Source organism: Pseudomonas sp. GM30 (assembly GCF_000282275.2).
Lineage (GTDB): Bacteria > Pseudomonadota > Gammaproteobacteria > Pseudomonadales > Pseudomonadaceae > Aquipseudomonas.
The window spans coordinates 223,634-239,866 of record NZ_AKJP02000030.1 but is presented as its reverse complement, the minus strand read 5'-3'; the positions used below and the strand labels follow the sequence as shown (position 1 = coordinate 239,866).

General features: G+C 61.2%; 15 protein-coding genes. 9 read left to right on the top strand and 6 right to left on the bottom strand.

Annotated features, from left to right (window positions below; genetic code table 11):
- Positions 1-150 precede the first annotated feature (150 nt).
- Positions 151-1,476 (top strand): OprD family porin, encoded by a 1,326-nt coding sequence (locus tag PMI25_RS24600; protein WP_007964872.1) that lies wholly within the window; start codon positions 151-153, stop codon positions 1,474-1,476.
- A gap of 184 nt (positions 1,477-1,660) precedes the next feature.
- On the opposite strand, the gene PMI25_RS28320 is transcribed toward PMI25_RS24600, so the two are convergent.
- The 4 genes from PMI25_RS28320 to PMI25_RS24585 form a co-directional block, all read right to left on the bottom strand.
- Entirely contained in the window at positions 1,661-1,816 is a 156-nt protein-coding gene (locus PMI25_RS28320) for a DUF2474 family protein (RefSeq protein ID WP_007964874.1), read from the bottom strand.
- Positions 1,803-2,819 (bottom strand): cytochrome d ubiquinol oxidase subunit II, encoded by a 1,017-nt coding sequence (gene cydB, locus PMI25_RS24595; RefSeq protein ID WP_007964876.1) that lies wholly within the window; start codon positions 2,817-2,819, stop codon positions 1,803-1,805. Before cydB ends, PMI25_RS28320 begins: the two co-directional genes overlap by 14 nt.
- A 3-nt stretch (positions 2,820-2,822) precedes the next feature.
- Positions 2,823-4,226: a cytochrome ubiquinol oxidase subunit I gene (locus PMI25_RS24590; RefSeq protein WP_007964879.1), complete on the bottom strand. Its 1,404-nt coding sequence runs from the start codon at positions 4,224-4,226 to the stop codon at positions 2,823-2,825.
- A 106-nt stretch (positions 4,227-4,332) separates the two neighbouring features.
- A complete protein-coding gene (locus PMI25_RS24585; RefSeq protein ID WP_007964881.1) occupies positions 4,333-6,657 on the bottom strand; it encodes an FdhF/YdeP family oxidoreductase in 2,325 nt (774 codons plus the stop codon).
- Positions 6,658-7,014: 357 nt separating this feature from the next.
- Here PMI25_RS24585 and moaA point away from each other — a divergent pair, with 357 nt between their 5' ends.
- Together moaA and PMI25_RS24575 are read left to right on the top strand one after the other, a co-directional pair.
- Positions 7,015-8,013, top strand: coding sequence for a GTP 3',8-cyclase MoaA (gene moaA / locus PMI25_RS24580; RefSeq protein ID WP_007964884.1), 999 nt, complete (start codon positions 7,015-7,017; stop codon positions 8,011-8,013).
- Between the two features lie 36 nt (positions 8,014-8,049).
- Complete coding sequence (locus PMI25_RS24575) at positions 8,050-8,949, top strand: bestrophin family protein (RefSeq protein ID WP_007964886.1); 900 nt, start codon at positions 8,050-8,052, stop codon at positions 8,947-8,949.
- A gap of 139 nt (positions 8,950-9,088) precedes the next feature.
- Here PMI25_RS24575 and PMI25_RS24570 read toward each other — a convergent pair whose 3' ends face one another.
- Both PMI25_RS24570 and moaB read right to left on the bottom strand, forming a co-directional pair.
- Positions 9,089-10,294, bottom strand: coding sequence for a molybdopterin molybdotransferase MoeA (locus PMI25_RS24570; protein ID WP_007964887.1), 1,206 nt, complete (start codon positions 10,292-10,294; stop codon positions 9,089-9,091).
- Positions 10,291-10,830, bottom strand: a complete 540-nt coding sequence (gene moaB, locus PMI25_RS24565) for a molybdenum cofactor biosynthesis protein B (RefSeq protein WP_007964888.1) — start codon at positions 10,828-10,830, stop codon at positions 10,291-10,293. The genes PMI25_RS24570 and moaB overlap by 4 nt, the downstream gene beginning before the upstream one ends.
- 285 nt (positions 10,831-11,115) lie before the next feature.
- Here moaB and PMI25_RS24560 point away from each other — a divergent pair, with 285 nt between their 5' ends.
- The 6 genes from PMI25_RS24560 to chrA all read left to right on the top strand — a co-directional run bounded on the left by PMI25_RS24560 (position 11,116) and on the right by chrA (position 15,800).
- Complete coding sequence (locus tag PMI25_RS24560; protein WP_007964889.1) at positions 11,116-12,009, top strand: LysR family transcriptional regulator; 894 nt, start codon at positions 11,116-11,118, stop codon at positions 12,007-12,009.
- 219 nt (positions 12,010-12,228) lie between these two features.
- Positions 12,229-13,074, top strand: a complete 846-nt coding sequence (gene fdhD, locus PMI25_RS24555) for a formate dehydrogenase accessory sulfurtransferase FdhD (RefSeq protein ID WP_007964891.1) — start codon at positions 12,229-12,231, stop codon at positions 13,072-13,074.
- Positions 13,071-13,562 carry a cyclic pyranopterin monophosphate synthase MoaC gene (gene moaC / locus PMI25_RS24550; RefSeq protein ID WP_007964893.1) on the top strand — a complete coding sequence of 164 codons (492 nt, stop codon included), beginning with the start codon at positions 13,071-13,073 and terminating at the stop codon, positions 13,560-13,562. The genes fdhD and moaC overlap by 4 nt, the downstream gene beginning before the upstream one ends.
- On the top strand, positions 13,553-13,804 hold the full coding sequence (locus PMI25_RS24545; RefSeq protein WP_007964896.1) for a MoaD/ThiS family protein: 252 nt from the start codon (positions 13,553-13,555) through the stop codon (positions 13,802-13,804). The genes moaC and PMI25_RS24545 overlap by 10 nt, the downstream gene beginning before the upstream one ends.
- A 2-nt stretch (positions 13,805-13,806) precedes the next feature.
- Positions 13,807-14,268: a molybdopterin synthase catalytic subunit MoaE gene (moaE, locus tag PMI25_RS24540; RefSeq protein ID WP_007964898.1), complete on the top strand. Its 462-nt coding sequence runs from the start codon at positions 13,807-13,809 to the stop codon at positions 14,266-14,268.
- 188 nt (positions 14,269-14,456) lie between these two features.
- On the top strand, positions 14,457-15,800 hold the full coding sequence (gene chrA / locus PMI25_RS24535; protein ID WP_007964899.1) for a chromate efflux transporter: 1,344 nt from the start codon (positions 14,457-14,459) through the stop codon (positions 15,798-15,800).
- Positions 15,801-16,233 lie beyond the last annotated feature (433 nt).

Genomic DNA, 16,233 nt, shown 5'->3' with positions numbered 1-16,233 from the left:
ATGACGAAATTGTAATTCCCCCATCACCTTGGCGTTATCCGCAGCTTGCAACGATGTGACCCGGCGACCAATGCCGGCGGGCCCTGCCCCGCCGAACAATAAAACCACGCCGACGCACGTTCCCGTTCTGCCGAACCCAAGGAGTGTTTGATGGTTAACCCTACAAAAATATCGATGGCCGCTTTAGCGGTGGTGGTCGGCTCAGGGCCGTCCATGGTGTTTGCAGAAGACAAGCCTGAGGGCTTTGTCGAAGGCAGCAGCCTGACCGTGCTCAACCGCAACTTCTACTTCAATCGTGATCATCGCAATGGCCAGTCCAGCCCCACTGGCAACGGTTACTCCGAAGCCTGGGCGCATGCAGTGATCAGCAAGTTCGAATCCGGTTTCACTCAAGGCACCGTCGGGGTCGGTGTCGATGCGTTTGCCCTGCTTGGCTTGAAACTCGACACCGGTGACGGGCGCAACGGTGGGCGCAGTTCGTTCGATGTACTGCCGGTCAACCGTGACGGCCAGGCGCGGGATGAATACACCAAGGTCGGTGGCGCCGCCAAAGTGCGGGCCTTCGACACGGTGATCAAGGTCGGTGATGTGTTCCCGGCCAACCCGGTGGTGGCCGCCGGTGACTCGCGACTGCTGCCGGAGAGCTTTCGCGGCGTGACGGCGAGCAGCACCAGCATCGACGGTCTGTCGATTCAGGGCGGACGCCTGCATGCGATGAGCCAGCCAGTGTCCAGCGACATGCGCGAAAACTTCGCCACGTTCTACGCAGGTCCAGTCAATTCGCCGTGGATCGCTTACGGCGGCGGCGATTATGTGCTGAACAAGAACCTCAGTTTCAGCCTGTACTCCAGCCGACTCAAGGACGCCTGGAACCAGTATTACGCGGGCACCGCCTGGACCTATCCATTGTCGGACGAGCTGTCGCTGTTCGGCGGCCTGAACTATTACAAAGCGGTCGACGAAGGCAAACAACTGCTCGGCCAGTTCGACAACAACATCTGGAGCGGCCGCGTCGGCGTGAAACTCGGCGCGCACTCCGTCGCCCTCTCCCACCAGCGCAACAACGGCAACGACGACTTCGATTACCTGCGCCAGTCGGACTCGATCTTCCTCGACAACTCGATCCAGTACAGCGACTTCAACTCGCCGAAAGAGCGTTCGTGGATGGTGCGTTACGACCTCGATATGAGCCCTTACGGCGTACCCGGTCTGTCGTTCATGACCCGTTACGCGCGCGGCACCGACGCCGACTATTCCAACGCCAACGCCGTGTACATGCGCCGCGATGCCGAAGGCAATCCGCTGAGCGACCAGAAACGCTGGGAGCGCGACGTCGAAGTCAAATACGTGGTGCAGAGCGGTTCGATGAAAGACCTGTCGCTGCGCTTGCGCCAGGCCACCACCCGTGCCACGGCGTTCGAGTCGGACCTGGATGAGGTGCGGGTGATCGTCGAATACCCGCTGGCAATTCTCTGAGTTTCCCGAGCAATACCATTCACCTTTAGAAGCTCCTTGCTCCTTTGGTCAGAGGTGAATTTTTTGGCGTCCTTCGGGACGCCTTTTTTATGTCTGCCGATTTCACGCCGCTGCCACAGGTTTGATCAGCGATTGCAGAACGCCGGGCACAAAAAAACCGGAGCCAAGGCTCCGGTTTTTCAGATCAGTGGGTCCTCATTCCCGCTGCATACATCGCCAGTTTCAGCACACTCGCCACCACCGCGAGCGATACCACACTGCCGAGCCAGATCAGCAACAACCAGCCCAGACGCTTGTACCAGCGGGAGGATCTGACCTCACGCGAATCAATGGTAGCCATCGCCAATCCTCACTTTGCCGCGGAATACGTAGTAGCTCCAGAAGGTGTACATCAGGATCACCGGCAGGATGAACAGAGCGCCGATCAAGGCGAACAACTGGCTCGACGGCGGTGATGCCGCTGCCCACAGGCTCACCGATGGCGGGATGATGTTCGGCCAGATGCTCAGCGCCAGACCGATGTAACCGAGCAGCATCAGCACCAGAGTGAACACGAACGGCCAGTGGGTGTGACGCTGACGCAAGGTGCGCAACAACCCGAACAACGCCAGCAGCGCCAGCGCCACCAACCCGGCGAATACCATCAGGTGTCCGCTGGTCGACCAGCGAGTGGCCAGCTCCGGGTGCAACTTCAGCGTCCACGCACCAATCACCACCACCATCGCCGTCAGCAACCACGCCAGCGGACGGGTGAACAGACGCATCCGCGACTCGAGCATGCCTTCGGTCTTGACCAGCAGCCAAGTGCTGCCCAGCATCGCATACGCCACCACCAGACCGACGCCACACACCAGCGGGAACGGCGCCAGCCAGTCCAGGCCGCCACCGGCAAACTGCCGATTCACCACGGGAATGCCCGATACGTACGCGCCGATCGCCACACCTTGGGAGAACGTCGCCAGCAGCGAACCACCGATAAACGCCTTGTCCCACCAGTGACGCTTTTGCGGCGACGACTTGAAGCGAAACTCGAACGCCACGCCTCGGAAAATCAGCCCGCAGAGCATCAGGATCAGCGGCAGGTACAGCGCCTCCAGAATCACCCCGTAGGCCAGTGGAAACGCGCCATACAGCGCCGCGCCACCGAGCACCAGCCAGGTTTCGTTGCCGTCCCACACCGGGGCGACGGTGTTCATCATCACGTCGCGTTCCTGCTCATCGGGGATCAGCGGAAACAGGATCCCCAGGCCCAGATCGAAGCCGTCCATGATCACGTACATCATCACCCCGAAGGCAATGATCACCCCCCAGATCAACGAGAGATCGATACCTTGAATACCCATGACTCAATGCTCCTTCAGAGGGGCGGTAGCCGCCGAAATGGGCCGGCGCGGAGTCTGCAATTCTTCGCCCGCCGGCGGATGTTCGTGGTGCGGCTGCGGGCCCTTGCGCACCAGTTTCATCATGTAGCCGATGCCCACGGTGAACACCGAGCAGTAGATCACCACGAACAGCAGCAGCGAGGTGCTCATCTGCGCCACCGAGTGGTGCGACGCGGCGTCATGGGTGCGCATCAGGCCGTAAACCACCCACGGCTGGCGCCCGACTTCGGTGGTGATCCAGCCAGCCAGCAACGCGATCAACCCGCTCGGCCCCATCAGCAACACCAGACGCTGGAAGCCGCGATGCTGATAGAGCCTGCCGCCACGGCGCAGCGCCAGACCGAGCACACCGACGAGGATCATCAACATGCCCAGCCCGGCCATCACGCGGAAGCTCCAGAAGATGATGGTCGAGTTCGGCCGGTCTTCTTTCGGGAAGCTCTTGAGCGCCGGGATCTGCTTGTCGAGGCTGTGGGTCAGGATCACGCTGCCGAGGTACGGGATTTCCAGCGCGTACTTGGTCTTCTCCGCCTGCATGTCGGGGATGCCGAACAGCACCAGCGGCGTCGGGCCGCTGTCGGCGTTTTCCCAGTGGCCTTCGATTGCAGCGATTTTTGCCGGTTGATGCTCCAGGGTGTTCAAGCCATGGGCGTCACCGACCACCGCCTGAATCGGCGCCACGATCAGCGCCATCCACAACGCCATGGAAAACATCCGGCGCACCGGCGCGGTGTTGTTGCCGCGCAGCAAATGCCAGGCCGCCGACGAGCCCACGAAGAAGGCCGTGGCGACGAACGCGGCAATCGCCATGTGCGCCAGCCGGAACGGGAACGACGGGTTGAACACGATCGCCAGCCAGTCCAGCGGCATCACCCGCCCGTCGACGATTTCGAAGCCCTGCGGGGTCTGCATCCAGCTGTTGGAGGCGAGAATCCAGAAGGTTGAAATCAGCGTGCCGATAGCGACCATCACCGTGGCAAAGAAGTGCAAGCCACGGCCGACACGGTTCCAGCCGAACAGCATGACCCCGAGAAAACCGGCCTCAAGGAAAAATGCGGTCAGTACCTCATAGGTCAGCAACGGCCCGGTGATGCTCCCGGCAAAGTCGGAAAAGCCGCTCCAGTTGGTGCCGAACTGGTACGCCATGACCAGCCCCGAGACCACGCCCATGCCGAAGTTGACGGCGAATATTTTTGACCAGAAGTGGTAAAGATCGCGGTAAGTGTCGTCACGGGTTTTCAGCCACAGACCTTCGAGTACCGCGAGGAAACTCGCCAGGCCGATGGTGATCGCCGGGAAGATAATGTGGAACGAAACCGTGAACGCGAATTGAATTCGCGCCAGGTCCAGTGCCTCCAGGTTGAGCATGATGATGTCCTCATCCAGGCTGAAAAGCGGCAGCACGTCGCCGGGCCACCGCCAGGCGCGAACGCCTGCAGCCAGTCAAATTGCCAGTATTTTTATAAGTAGCGGGTCAGGCCAGCGACGACGGGATCAGGTTGCTGACCTTGGCCGCTTCGAGGCGAATCGCGACGAATTTCGAGGTCGGCGTGTAGGTCCGGTCGCCGTAGCTTTCCAGCGGTACCAGCGGGTTGGTTTCCGGGTAATACGCCGCCGCCTGACCGGGCGGAATGTCGTAGGCGATCAGGGTGAAACCGCTGACCCGCCGCTCGCGCTCGTCATCCCACAGCGCCACCAGATCGACCTTCTGCCCCGGTTCGAAACCGAGTCGCTGGATGTCCTGTTCGTTGGCGAAGATCACGTCGCGCATGCCGTAGACCCCGCGATAACGGTCATCGAGGCCGTACAGCGTGGTGTTGTACTGATCGTGGGAACGCATGGTCTGCAGGATCAGATCCGGCTTGACCGACAGCTTGCGCACGCCCTCGCTGATCAGGTGTTCCGGCAGCACGCACGGGGTGAACTGGGCCTTGCCGGACTCGGTGTTCCAGACCCGGTCCGAGGCATCGTTGCCGAGGTGGAAGCCACCCGGGATCAACAGCTTCTCGTTGAAGTTCTCGAAGCCCGGAATCACGTCGCCGATCAGGTTGCGGATGCGCCCGTAGTCGCCCACCGCCCACTCCCAATCGATCGGGTGTTTGCCCAACGTGGCGGCGGCGATTCCGGCAATGATCGCCGGCTCGGATTTCAAATGCGCCGACTTCGGTTTCAGTTGACCGAACGACAAATGCACCATGCTGAAGGTGTCTTCCACGGTCACGCCTTGCGGGCCTTCGGCCTGGATGTCGATGTCGGTGCGACCGAGGCACGGCAGGATCAACGCGTCGCGACCGGTGACCAGATGGCTGCGGTTGAGCTTGGTCGAAATGTGCACGGTCAGGTCGAGTTTGCGCATCGCCTCGTGAGTGCGCGGGGTGTCCGGCGTGGCTTGAGCGAAGTTGCCGCCCAGACCGATAAACACCTTGGCCTCGCCCCGCTCCATCGCACCGATCGCCATGACGGTGTTGTGGCCGTGCATGCGCGGCACTTTGAAGTTGAAGCGTTTTTCCAGGGCGTCCATCAGCTCCTTCGGCGCCAGTTCGTTGATGCCCATGGTGCGGTCGCCCTGCACGTTGCTGTGACCGCGCACCGGCGACAGCCCCGCGCCCGGCCGGCCAACGTTGCCGCGCAGCAGTTGCAGGTTGATGACTTCCTGCAGGGTCGGCACCGAGTGCACGTGTTGGGTCAGGCCCATGGCCCAGCACATGATCACGCTTTTGGCGCGGCCATACATGCGCGCGGCCAGTTCGATGTCGTGCAACGGCACGCCGGACTGCTCGAGAATGTGCTCCCAAGTCGTGGCGTCAACCTCCGCCAGATAACTGTCCAGACCCGAGGTGTGCTCGGCGATAAATGCATGGTCGAACACCGGTTCGCCGCCGCTGGCCTGGGCTTCACGCTCCCACTGCAGAAGGAATTTGACCATGCCGCGAATCATTGCCATGTCGCCACCCAGCGCCGGGCGGAAGTACGCGGTGTTGGTCGCTTCCCAGCCGTTGCTGAGCATCTCGAGCGGGTTCTGCGGGTTCTGGAAACGTTCCAGGCCACGCTCTTTCAGCGGGTTGATGCACACCACTTGCGCGCCGCGTTTCACCGCTTCACGCAGCGGTTCGAGCATCCGTGGGTGGTTGGTGCCGGGGTTCTGGCCGATGACGAAAATCGCGTCGGCGTGGTGCAGATCCTCGTAGACCACGGTGCCTTTACCGACGCCGAGCGTCTCGCCCATGCTCACCGCACTGGCTTCGTGGCACATGTTCGAACAGTCCGGGAAGTTGTTGGTGCCGTAGGCGCGGACGAACAACTGATAGAGAAACGCCGCTTCGTTGCTGGCCCGGCCCGAGGTATAGAACTCGGCCTCGTGCGGCGATTTCAGACCCTTGAGGTGTTCGGCGATCAACGCGAACGCATCTTCCCAGGTGGTTTCCACATAGCGGTCGACCCGCGCGTCGTAACGCATCGGATGGGTCAGACGGCCCTGATATTCCAGCCAGTAGTCGCTCTGCTCGGCCAGGCTCGATACCGTGTACTTGTTGAAGAACGCCGGATCGACCAAGCGCCCGGTGGCCTCCCAGTTCACCGCTTTGGCGCCGTTCTCGCAAAACTTGAGCATGCTCGCACCGGGCGCTTCACCCCACGCACAGCCCGGGCAGTCGAAACCGCCGTTCTGGTTGGTCTTGAGCATGGCGCGGATGTTTTTCAGGGCGTTTTCACTGCCCAGCCAGCTTTTGGTCAGGCTGATCACAGCCCCCCAACCGGCAGCGGCACCCTTGTAAGGTTTGTAACGGTCGACTTGTGACATGGGACATCTCCATGACGATGCACACAGGCATGAACCTGATCTTGGTTAAACAGCGACGGCCGACTTTGCACAGCAATAAAGTGGTCGTTTCAGTTGCCGGAGCAAGGATATGAACCGTTACAAAACATTGTCTAATCGCTATTTATGACCACATTATCGAAACCCTCTATCACGAGGAAAAACCCTTTGTTTACGGGGCCTTGCAAAACTAAAGCGGCAACTTTCGAGAAAAAATAATTGATCATCGACGCGCTCAATCAAGCGTTCATAAACAGTGATTGGACGTGCTCTTAACTTGCCCATAACCTGCGGCAACCTGGTCCGTAAATGCGGACTTATCACTCTTGCGAGGCTGTCATGTCAGAGCGTGTCTTGATCGATGGTTACAACCGCCGCGTCGACTATCTGCGCATGTCGGTCACCGACCGCTGCGACTTCCGCTGCGTCTATTGCATGGCCGAGGACATGCAGTTTCTGCCGCGCCAGCAAGTGCTGACCCTGGAGGAGATCTATCAACTGGCGCAGAGCTTCGTGGCGCTGGGCACGCGCAAGATTCGCCTGACCGGTGGCGAGCCGCTGATCCGTCCGGGCGTGGTCAAGTTGTGCGAGCAGATCGCCGCCCTGCCCGGCCTGCGTGAGCTGTGCATGACCACCAATGGCTCGCAGTTGGGCAAACTCGCCGCGCCGCTGTTCGACGCCGGGGTCAAGCGCCTGAACATCAGCCTCGACAGCCTCGACCCGGAGCGCTTCCGGCAAATGACCCGCACCGGTGATCTGGCGCAGGTGATCAACGGCATCGATGCCGCGCGCAAGGCCGGTTTCACCCGAACAAAACTCAACGTGGTGGTGATGCAGGGGCGCAACGACCAGGAGATCAACGATCTGGTGAGCTTCGCCATCGACCGCCAGCTCGACGTCTCCTTCATCGAGGAAATGCCGCTGGGAATCATCAGTGAACACAGCCGCGCCGAGTCGTTTTTCTCCAGCGCCCAGGTGCGCGAAAAAATCGCCGAACGCTACACCCTGATCGACTCCGCCGAGTCGACCCAAGGCCCGTCGCGCTACTGGCGGCTGGCCGAGGCGCCGGACATTCGTCTGGGCTTTATCTCGCCGCACAGCCACAATTTCTGCGGTACTTGCAACCGGGTGCGGCTGACTGTCGAGGGGCGCCTGCTACTGTGTCTGGGTAACGAGCATTCGGTGGATCTCAAAGCCGTGCTGCGCGCTCATCCGGGGCAACCGGAACGTCTGGAGAAAGCCATTATCCAAGCCATGAAGCTCAAGCCGTATCGACACAACTTTGAAGTGAACGACGATGTGCAAGTGGTTCGTTTCATGAACATGACCGGCGGTTGATCCGCCAATTTCCATGCTTAACCGGGATCGCCCAGCATGATCGTCAGACCCAAGGTCAACCAGTTCGCCATCCTCTTCACCCTCAAGGGTTCGATCGCCAAACGCATCGCCCTGCGCACCCTGATGGTCACCCTGCTCGCCTCGGCCATCGTGCTGATGGAAATCCTTCACCCGAGCAACTTCACCAAGGTCAACGCCACGCCGTTCACCCTGCTCGGGCTGTCGCTGTCGATCTTCATGAATTTTCGCAACAACGCCTGCTACGACCGCTGGTATGAAGCACGCAAGGCCTGGGGCGAGGTGATCGTGCACATTCGTTCGGTGATTCGCGAAACCCATGTCATCCGTGAGTCGGTGCAACGCAAGCCGTTACTGCTCAACCTCTGCGGGTTTGCCCACTCACTGAATGCACGGTTGCGCCGGGAAAGCGAAGCGGCGGCCAGCAGCAAGTGGATCACCCCGCAACACGATGCGCGGGTGCCGGACTACAGCGGACGGATTCTGCAACAGGTCGGCCAGCAGTGCTCCGACCTGCATCAAAGCGGTGAACTGACTGAGTGGCGCTACATGCTACTGGCGAATCACCTGACCAGCCTGACTCAGGCGCAAGCGGTGTGCGAGCGGATCAAGAACACCCCGCTGCCCTTCCCCTACACCTTGCTGCTGCACCGCACGATCTACCTGTTCTGCATCCTGCTGCCGTTCGCCATGGCCGAACCGCTGGGCTGGCTGACCCCGCTGTTCACGGCGATTGTCAGCTACACGTTCTTTGGTCTGGATGCGATTGCCGATGAACTGGAAGACCCGTTCGGCCGCGACGAAAACGATTTGGCGACCGACTCGCTGGTGCGCACCATCGAGCGCGATATTCTCAGCGAACTGGGTGAGACCGATCTGCCACCGATGTTGTTGCCGGTGGACTATGTCCTGAGCTGATCCCACTCTCCTGACCACACAAATACCCTCTGTAGGAGTGAGCCTGCTCGCGATAGCGGCTGACCAGTCAGTGAAGATATTGACTGTGCCGCCGTCATCGCGAGCAGGCTCGCTCCCACAGTTCTGATTTGTGTCGGGGTCAGAAGAGTTCGCTGAAGGGTATGAAACGCAGCGGATCGCCAATGCCGTGGGTGCTGTTTTCCGGCACTTCCGCCAGCCCATCGGCCCAGGTCGCTCCGAGCAAAACGCCGGAACTCTGGTTCGGATACAACACCGCGCGCCCCGCCTCCAGCCGCACCCGCAGATACTCTCGACGACTGCCCGCCTTGTTCCAGGCGAACCCGGCGTTCACCGTAAAGCTCAACGGCATGACCTCTTCCACGCCCTGAATGCGCAGCAGATACGGCCGTGCCAGCAAACCGAAGGTCACCAGCGCCGAAGTCGGATTGCCCGGCAGGCCAATCACCGGCACCGTGCCGAAATGGCCCACGGTCAACGGTTTGCCTGGCTTGATCGCCAGTTTCCACAGCAATGGTTTGCCGTCCTCGCGCAGCACCTGCCCGAGGCAATCGGCATCGCCGGCAGACACCCCGCCGGTGGTCAGGATCAGGTCAGCCGCCACTTGCAGTTGCTCAAGCTTGAGCCGCGTCTGCGCCGGACGATCCGGGAGGATCCCGGCGTCGATCACCTCGCAGCCCAGTTCCTTCAGCCAGTGGCCAAGCAGCACACGATTGCTGTTGTAGATGCTGCCGGGACGCAGCGGCAGACCCGGTTCGACCAGTTCGTCACCGGTCGACAACAGCGCCACACGCGGGCGACGCACCACGTGCAACTGTGCCAGCCCCTGCCCGGCGGCGACCGCCAGTTCGAACGGCCCAAGGCGTTTGCCGGCACGCAGCAGGATGTCGCCGACGCGGTTTTCCTGACCCTGCGCACGAATGTTCTGCCCAGCTTTCAGCGGCTGCAAAAAACGCACGCGACCGTCCTCCAGCACTTCGACGTTCTCCTGCATCTCGACGCAGGTGGCGCCCGGCGGCAGTGGCGCGCCGGTAAAGATCCGCGCGCAGGTACCGGGCAATAGCGCGTCCGGCGCCTGGCCGGCGTAGACCTTCTGCGACACCTTCAACGGCTGGCGATGCAGATCGGCCAGGTTCAAGGCATAACCGTCCATGGCACTGTTCGGCCATGGCGGCAGGTCGAGCGTCGCCACCAGATCACTGGCCAGCACCCGCCCACGTGCCTCGTCGAGCGGCAGTAATTCGCTGTCGGCCAGACGTTGCTCATGGGCCATGCCGAGCAACTGATCGAGGGCGTCCTCGACCGGCATCAATCCTGCCTTGCTCATCCGCGCGGCCCGCAGGCGGCGACTGATTTGAGGTGCGGCACGAAGTTGCACGGGCGATGACGGTTATCCAGTTGCTCGGCGAGGATGCCTTCCCACGCGGTGCGGCAGGCGCCGGTCGAGCCCGGCAGGCAGCACACCAGCGTGCCGTTGGACAGCCCGGCCAGCGCGCGGCTTTGCACGGTCGAGGTGCCGATGTCGAGAATCGAAATGGCGCGGAACAACTCACCAAACCCATCGATCTGCTTGTCGAGCAGACAAGCCACCGCTTCCGGCGTGCTGTCGCGTCCGGTGAAGCCGGTGCCGCCGGTGATCAGCACCACCTGAATGCTGTCGTCGGCAATCCACTGCGCGACCTGGGCGCGGATCTTGTACAGGTCATCCTTGAGCAGGTTGCGTTCGCTCAGGGTATGACCGGCCTCCAGCAATCGGCTGACCAGCAATTGGCCGGACGTGTCGCTCGCATAATCGCGAGTATCGCTGACGGTCAGTACGGCAATGTTCAGGGGGACAAACAGGGCATCCGCTTTCGCACTCATGGAAATCTCCGACAATAGTTGATCTCATTGCCGGGCAGCCTAAGTGCCACTTATGAGTACTGTCTAATCACTCTGGCCAACCACATTATCGAGCTGCTCTATCGGTGCCGTTGACCTCGGCCGAAGCCTTTGAAACCATGGGCGATAGAGCTGATCGATAGGCTTTTCAATTCTTCCGATTGGACGCAGATACAGGCAGGTGAGATCGTCGCACCTCGCGTTTTTCGTGCGCTGCGCGCATCTGCGTCAATACTCAATCCAATTTCTCAACCAGCAGGTGCCTTCGTGGACATCAAACAACTCAAGTTCCTGATCGCACTGGACGAAACCCGACACTTCGGCCAGGCCGCCGCCCGCTGCCACATCACCCAGCCGACCCTGTCGATGCGCCTGCGCAACCTGGAAGATGAGCTGGATCTGGTGCTGGTCAATCGCGGTCAGCGCTTTGAAGGTTTCACTCAGGCCGGCGAACGGGTACTGGCCTGGGCGCGCACCCTGCTGGCAGCGCATGACGGTCTGTTCGCCGAAGCGGCGGCGTGCCGCGGGCAACTGGTCGGTAGCTTGCGCCTGGGTCTGGTGCCGCTGAGCAATTTCAATCCGGTCAATTACATTCAGGGTTTGTCCGGAACCTATCCCGAGCTGAAATTCAGTCTGTCGTCGGGGAGTTCCGACGAGATCATCGCCGGCCTTGGCAACAACCAACTGGACCTGGGCGTGTGCTACCTCGACCACGTCAACCCGAACTATTTCGATTTTTTCGAGATCGGCGAAACCCGCGTCGGGCTGCTTTATGACAACCGCCACTTCCATTTCGAAGGCTCGGAAATGAGCTGGGAAGACGCCGCCGAACTGCCGCTGGGGATGATCACCACCGGCATGCATTACCGCAAATCCATCGACCTGAGTTTCCGCAGTCGCGGGCTGAATCCGCAGCCGATCATGGAAAGCGATTCGACGTATCAGTTGCTGCAGGCGATTCACCAAGGCTTCTGCTGCTCGATCATGCCGCTGGACAGCGGGCTGGAAGAGCCGATCGAACACCTGTCGTTCATGCAACTGCCGGATGCCAGCGTGCTCGCGCCGCTGGGGCTGATCATGCGCAAGACCGAACCGCGTTCGGCGATTGCCGAAAAGTGTTTTGCCGAGGCGCGAAAGATGTTTGGGGTTGAGGCAATTTAAACCAGATACACACCCCTGTAGGAGCTGCCGAAGGCTGCGATCTTTTGATCTTGATTTTGGTTTTTAAGATCAAGATCAAAAGATCGCAGCCTTCGGCAGCTCCTACACGGGAGGCTGTGGTGATAGATCCGCCCGATCACCGCATCAGAACAAGCGATTGGACGCACTTTCACCACGCCCGTAGCCTGAACTCACTTCAGCGCTTCGGGACTTTTCAAGATGCTCTGCCACGTCGAAACTACCACCGAATCCAACACCGAACCCAACGCCCCCGCGCCGCAACCGTCACAGGTGGCGTTTCGCGAATACCTGCCGCAGGCCCCGCTCTCGCACGTCGCCCTGGCCGCGGAAATCGCTCTGGCGATCACCTTCAATGGCCTGAGCCAGGCGGTGATGATGGTCTCGCCCGGCAACCTCGAAGACTTCATCCGGGGCTTCGCCCTGAGCAACGCGATTATCGACAGCGTTGACGAGATCTACGACATCCGCCTGAGCCATTTCGATCAGGCCTGTCAGGCTGACGTGCAGATTTCCAGCCGCGCGTTCTGGGCGCTGAAAGATCATCGTCGGCAAATGGCTGGCACCAGCGGCTGCGGCATTTGTGGCGTCGAGGCGCTGGAGCAGGCGTTGCCGCAACTGCAGATTCTGCAACCCTGCGCCCTGCCGCCGGCCGCGCATTTCGACGGCATCCGCCAACGCATCGAACAGGCTCAGCAACTGGCTCGCAGCAGCGGCGCCCTGCACGCGGCGCTGTACTTCGATGCCAGCGGTGAAGCGCTGCTATGCCGCGAAGACATCGGCCGGCACAACGCCCTCGACAAGCTGATTGGCGCGATGCAAATCGCTGACGTCGATGCGCGCCAGGGCTTCGTGGTGGTCACCAGCCGTTGCAGCCTGGAGTTGATCCACAAAGCCGTGCGCGCCCGCCTCGGCACCCTTGTCAGCCTGTCCGCCCCCACCGCGTTGACCGTACGTTGGGCGCTCAAGCATCGGCTCAATCTGATCCACGTGCCGCACCGCAACGCCCCCCGAATCTACAGCCCGATCCAGGAGCCATCGCCATGAGCAACACCCTCACCCACCTCGACGATCAGGGCCGCGCCAACATGGTCGACGTCAGCGACAAAGCCGCGACCCGCCGCGAAGCCACGGCGCAGGCCTGGGTGCAGATGCGCCCGGAAACGCTGCAGATGATCCAGGCCAACGGTCACCCCAAGGGCGACGTTTTCGCCGTGGCACGCATCGCCGGGATTCAGGCGGCCAAGCGCACTCACGAGCTGATCCCGCTGTGCCATGCGCTGCTGCTCAGCTCGATTCACGTTGAACTCAAGGCCTGCGAACCGGACCGCGTGCAGATCACCAGCACCTGTCGCCTCACCGGCCAGACCGGCGTCGAACTCGAAGCCCTGACCGCCGCCAGTGTCGCGGCGCTGACGATCTATGACATGTGCAAAGCGGTGGACCGGGCCATGGTCATCAGCGACATCCGCCTGCTGAGCAAACAGGGCGGCCGCTCCGGACACTTTCAATGGGAGGATGCGCAATGCTCCTGATCAACTACTTCGCCAGCTACCGTGATCGCCTGAATCTGGGCGGGGAAAAAATCCCCCTGAGCGACAACCTGCGCAGCATCGAGGATGTGCGGCAGATGCTCATGGCGCGCGGTGAGGAATGGCGCGAAGTACTCGGCGCCGGCAACCTGATGTGTGCGTTGAATCAGGAGCTGTGCCAACTGAGCGTGGTCATCGAAGACTTCGACGAGATCGCGTTTTTTCCACCGGTCACCGGAGGCTGAACATGACGGTTCGAGTGCAGTACAAAAGCTTCGACGTCGGCCAGTTGACCGCCGAACTGCATGCGCGCAATCCACGGGTCGGCGCGGTGGTGAATTTCATCGGTTATGTGCGTGATCTGAATATTGGCCAGAGCGTGAACGAGCTGTTTCTCGAGCACTATCCGGGCATGACTGAAAAGGCCCTCGAACAGATCGCCGAAGAAGCGCGCCAGCGCTGGCCGCTGCTGGGGGTGGAGATTGTGCATCGGGTCGGTGCGTTGGCGGTCAGCGAGCCGATCGTGTTTGTCGGCGTCAGCAGCAAGCACCGGCACATGGCCTTTGAAGCCTGCGCGTTCATCATGGACGTGCTCAAGACCCGTGCGCCGTTCTGGAAGCGTGAGAGCACGGCGCAGGGTTCGCACTGGGTCGAGGCGCGGGAGAGTGACCAGAATGCGGCGCTGCGCTGGAGTCTGGCGCATGCCTGATCCTGCGAGGGAGCTTGGCAATCGTCGCACCGTCACGCTGGGGCGCCATGCGGCTTCAACAAAGCGGGACTGCTTCGCAGCCCGGCGGGAGCAAGCTCCCTCGCCACAGGGTCAGCTGACCGATAGCACTTTTTCACAAAAACCTGATTAGATAGCGGCTCCGACAGCCGCCACCGCAGGAGCCGCGTTTGAACACCTCACCTGAAGATTTGCCCAAACCGGCTCCCGTGACCCTGCGCCAGGCCTGGCGCTTCTGGCTGAAACTCGGCTGCATCGGTTTCGGTGGCCCGGCCGGGCAGATCGCGATCATGCATCAGGAACTGGTCGAGCGCCGACGCTGGATCTCCGAGCGACGCTTTCTGCATGCACTCAACTACTGCATGTTGCTGCCCGGCCCCGAGGCACAGCAACTGGCGACCTACATTGGCTGGCTGTTGCATCGCACCTGGGGCGGGGTGATTGCCGGAGCGCTGTTCGTGCTGCCGTCGCTGGTCATCCTGATTGCGCTGTCGTGGGTGTACATCGCATTTGGCGATGTGCCGGTGGTGGCCGGGATCTTCTACGGGATCAAACCAGCGGTGACCGCGATTGTCTTGCACGCGGCGCATCGCATCGGCTCGCGAGCGCTGAAAAACAGTTGGCTGTGGGCGATCGCCGGGGCGTCATTCGTGGCGATTTTTGCCTTCAATCTGCCGTTCCCGCTGATTGTGCTCGGCGCCGCGTTGATCGGCTATGCCGGCGGGCGACTGGCGCCGCAGCGCTTTAACAATAGCGGCCAGCGCAGTAGCGGCACATCCTTCGGCCCGGCGCTGATCGATGACGACACACCAACACCTGAACATGCGCGCTTCAGTCTGCCGAAGCTGTGGCGTCTGCTGCTGGTTGGCGCGGCACTGTGGTGTTTACCGATGGCGTTGCTGACCGCACTGTTCGGCTGGGACGGTACGTTGACGCAAATGGGCTGGTTCTTCACCAAGGCTGCGCTGCTGACCTTCGGTGGCGCTTACGCGGTGTTGCCGTATGTCTATCAGGGCGCGGTCGGGCATTACGGCTGGCTGACGCCGACGCAGATGATCGACGGCCTCGCCCTCGGCGAAACCACGCCCGGGCCGCTGATCATGGTGGTGGCGTTTGTCGGTTTCATCGGTGGCTACGTGCAACCGGCATTCGGCGCGGAACATGCGTTCGCCGCCGGCGCATTGGCGGCGACGCTGGTGACCTGGTTCACCTTCCTGCCCTCGTTCCTGTTCATCCTCGCCGGCGGGCCGCTGGTGGAATCAACGCACAACGAACTGAAGTTCAACGCACCGTTGACTGCGATCACCGCAGCGGTGGTCGGGGTGATTCTCAACCTGGCGTGTTTCTTCGCTTATCACGTGTTCTGGCCGAGCGGTTTTGCCGGGCACGCGGATCTTTTTTCGATCGGGCTGGCGCTGCTGGCGGCGTTGGCGCTGTTCATTTTCAAACGCGGCGTGATTGAAGTGTTGATCGTTTGCGCCCTCGGCGGGCTGGGCTTGCACCTGCTGCGCTGAACCCTGGCCTGCGAATCTCCCGTTTACACGCCCGCGAATTCCCCCTTACTATCCGGGCACACCGGTAGACGGGGCCAGCCCGCCACCGACGTTTTCCGCCAACGGAAACACGCGTTATGAGTACGTCACCACAACAACCAGAAAGGTTGAACGTCTCCGCTGTGTGCGCCCTCTGTCACAGGGGCCGCGCATGAATCGCATCGTCAATCTCCCCATGGCCCTGCGCCGTTCCAAGCTGCGTCACTCCGCACGCCCGCCGGATATCGATTGCTGATTTCTGTCAGCCAGAAAAGATCCATTGTGGTGAGGGGATTCATCCCCGATGGACTGCGCAGCAGTCCTATTTTTTGGGGCCGCTTCGCGTCCCATCGGGGATAAATCCCCTCACCACAGGTTTGTGTCACGTCTGACTGATCTCCATTTGATTCCTGCC

Bases quoted from the DNA above. Each gene is read 5' to 3' on its own strand.
- PMI25_RS24600 (WP_007964872.1), top strand. From the start codon at position 151: ATGGTTAACCCTACAAAAATATCGATGGCCGCTTTAGCGGTGGTGGTC.
- PMI25_RS28320 (WP_007964874.1), bottom strand. From the start codon at position 1,816: ATGGCTACCATTGATTCGCGTGAGGTCAGATCCTCCCGCTGGTACAAG.
- cydB (WP_007964876.1), bottom strand. From the start codon at position 2,819: ATGGGTATTCAAGGTATCGATCTCTCGTTGATCTGGGGGGTGATCATT.
- PMI25_RS24590 (WP_007964879.1), bottom strand. From the start codon at position 4,226: ATGCTCAACCTGGAGGCACTGGACCTGGCGCGAATTCAATTCGCGTTC.
- PMI25_RS24585 (WP_007964881.1), bottom strand. From the start codon at position 6,657: ATGTCACAAGTCGACCGTTACAAACCTTACAAGGGTGCCGCTGCCGGT.
- moaA (WP_007964884.1), top strand. From the start codon at position 7,015: ATGTCAGAGCGTGTCTTGATCGATGGTTACAACCGCCGCGTCGACTAT.
- PMI25_RS24575 (WP_007964886.1), top strand. From the start codon at position 8,050: ATGATCGTCAGACCCAAGGTCAACCAGTTCGCCATCCTCTTCACCCTC.
- PMI25_RS24570 (WP_007964887.1), bottom strand. From the start codon at position 10,294: ATGAGCAAGGCAGGATTGATGCCGGTCGAGGACGCCCTCGATCAGTTG.
- moaB (WP_007964888.1), bottom strand. From the start codon at position 10,830: ATGAGTGCGAAAGCGGATGCCCTGTTTGTCCCCCTGAACATTGCCGTA.
- fdhD (WP_007964891.1), top strand. From the start codon at position 12,229: ATGCTCTGCCACGTCGAAACTACCACCGAATCCAACACCGAACCCAAC.
- moaC (WP_007964893.1), top strand. From the start codon at position 13,071: ATGAGCAACACCCTCACCCACCTCGACGATCAGGGCCGCGCCAACATG.
- PMI25_RS24545 (WP_007964896.1), top strand. From the start codon at position 13,553: ATGCTCCTGATCAACTACTTCGCCAGCTACCGTGATCGCCTGAATCTG.
- moaE (WP_007964898.1), top strand. From the start codon at position 13,807: ATGACGGTTCGAGTGCAGTACAAAAGCTTCGACGTCGGCCAGTTGACC.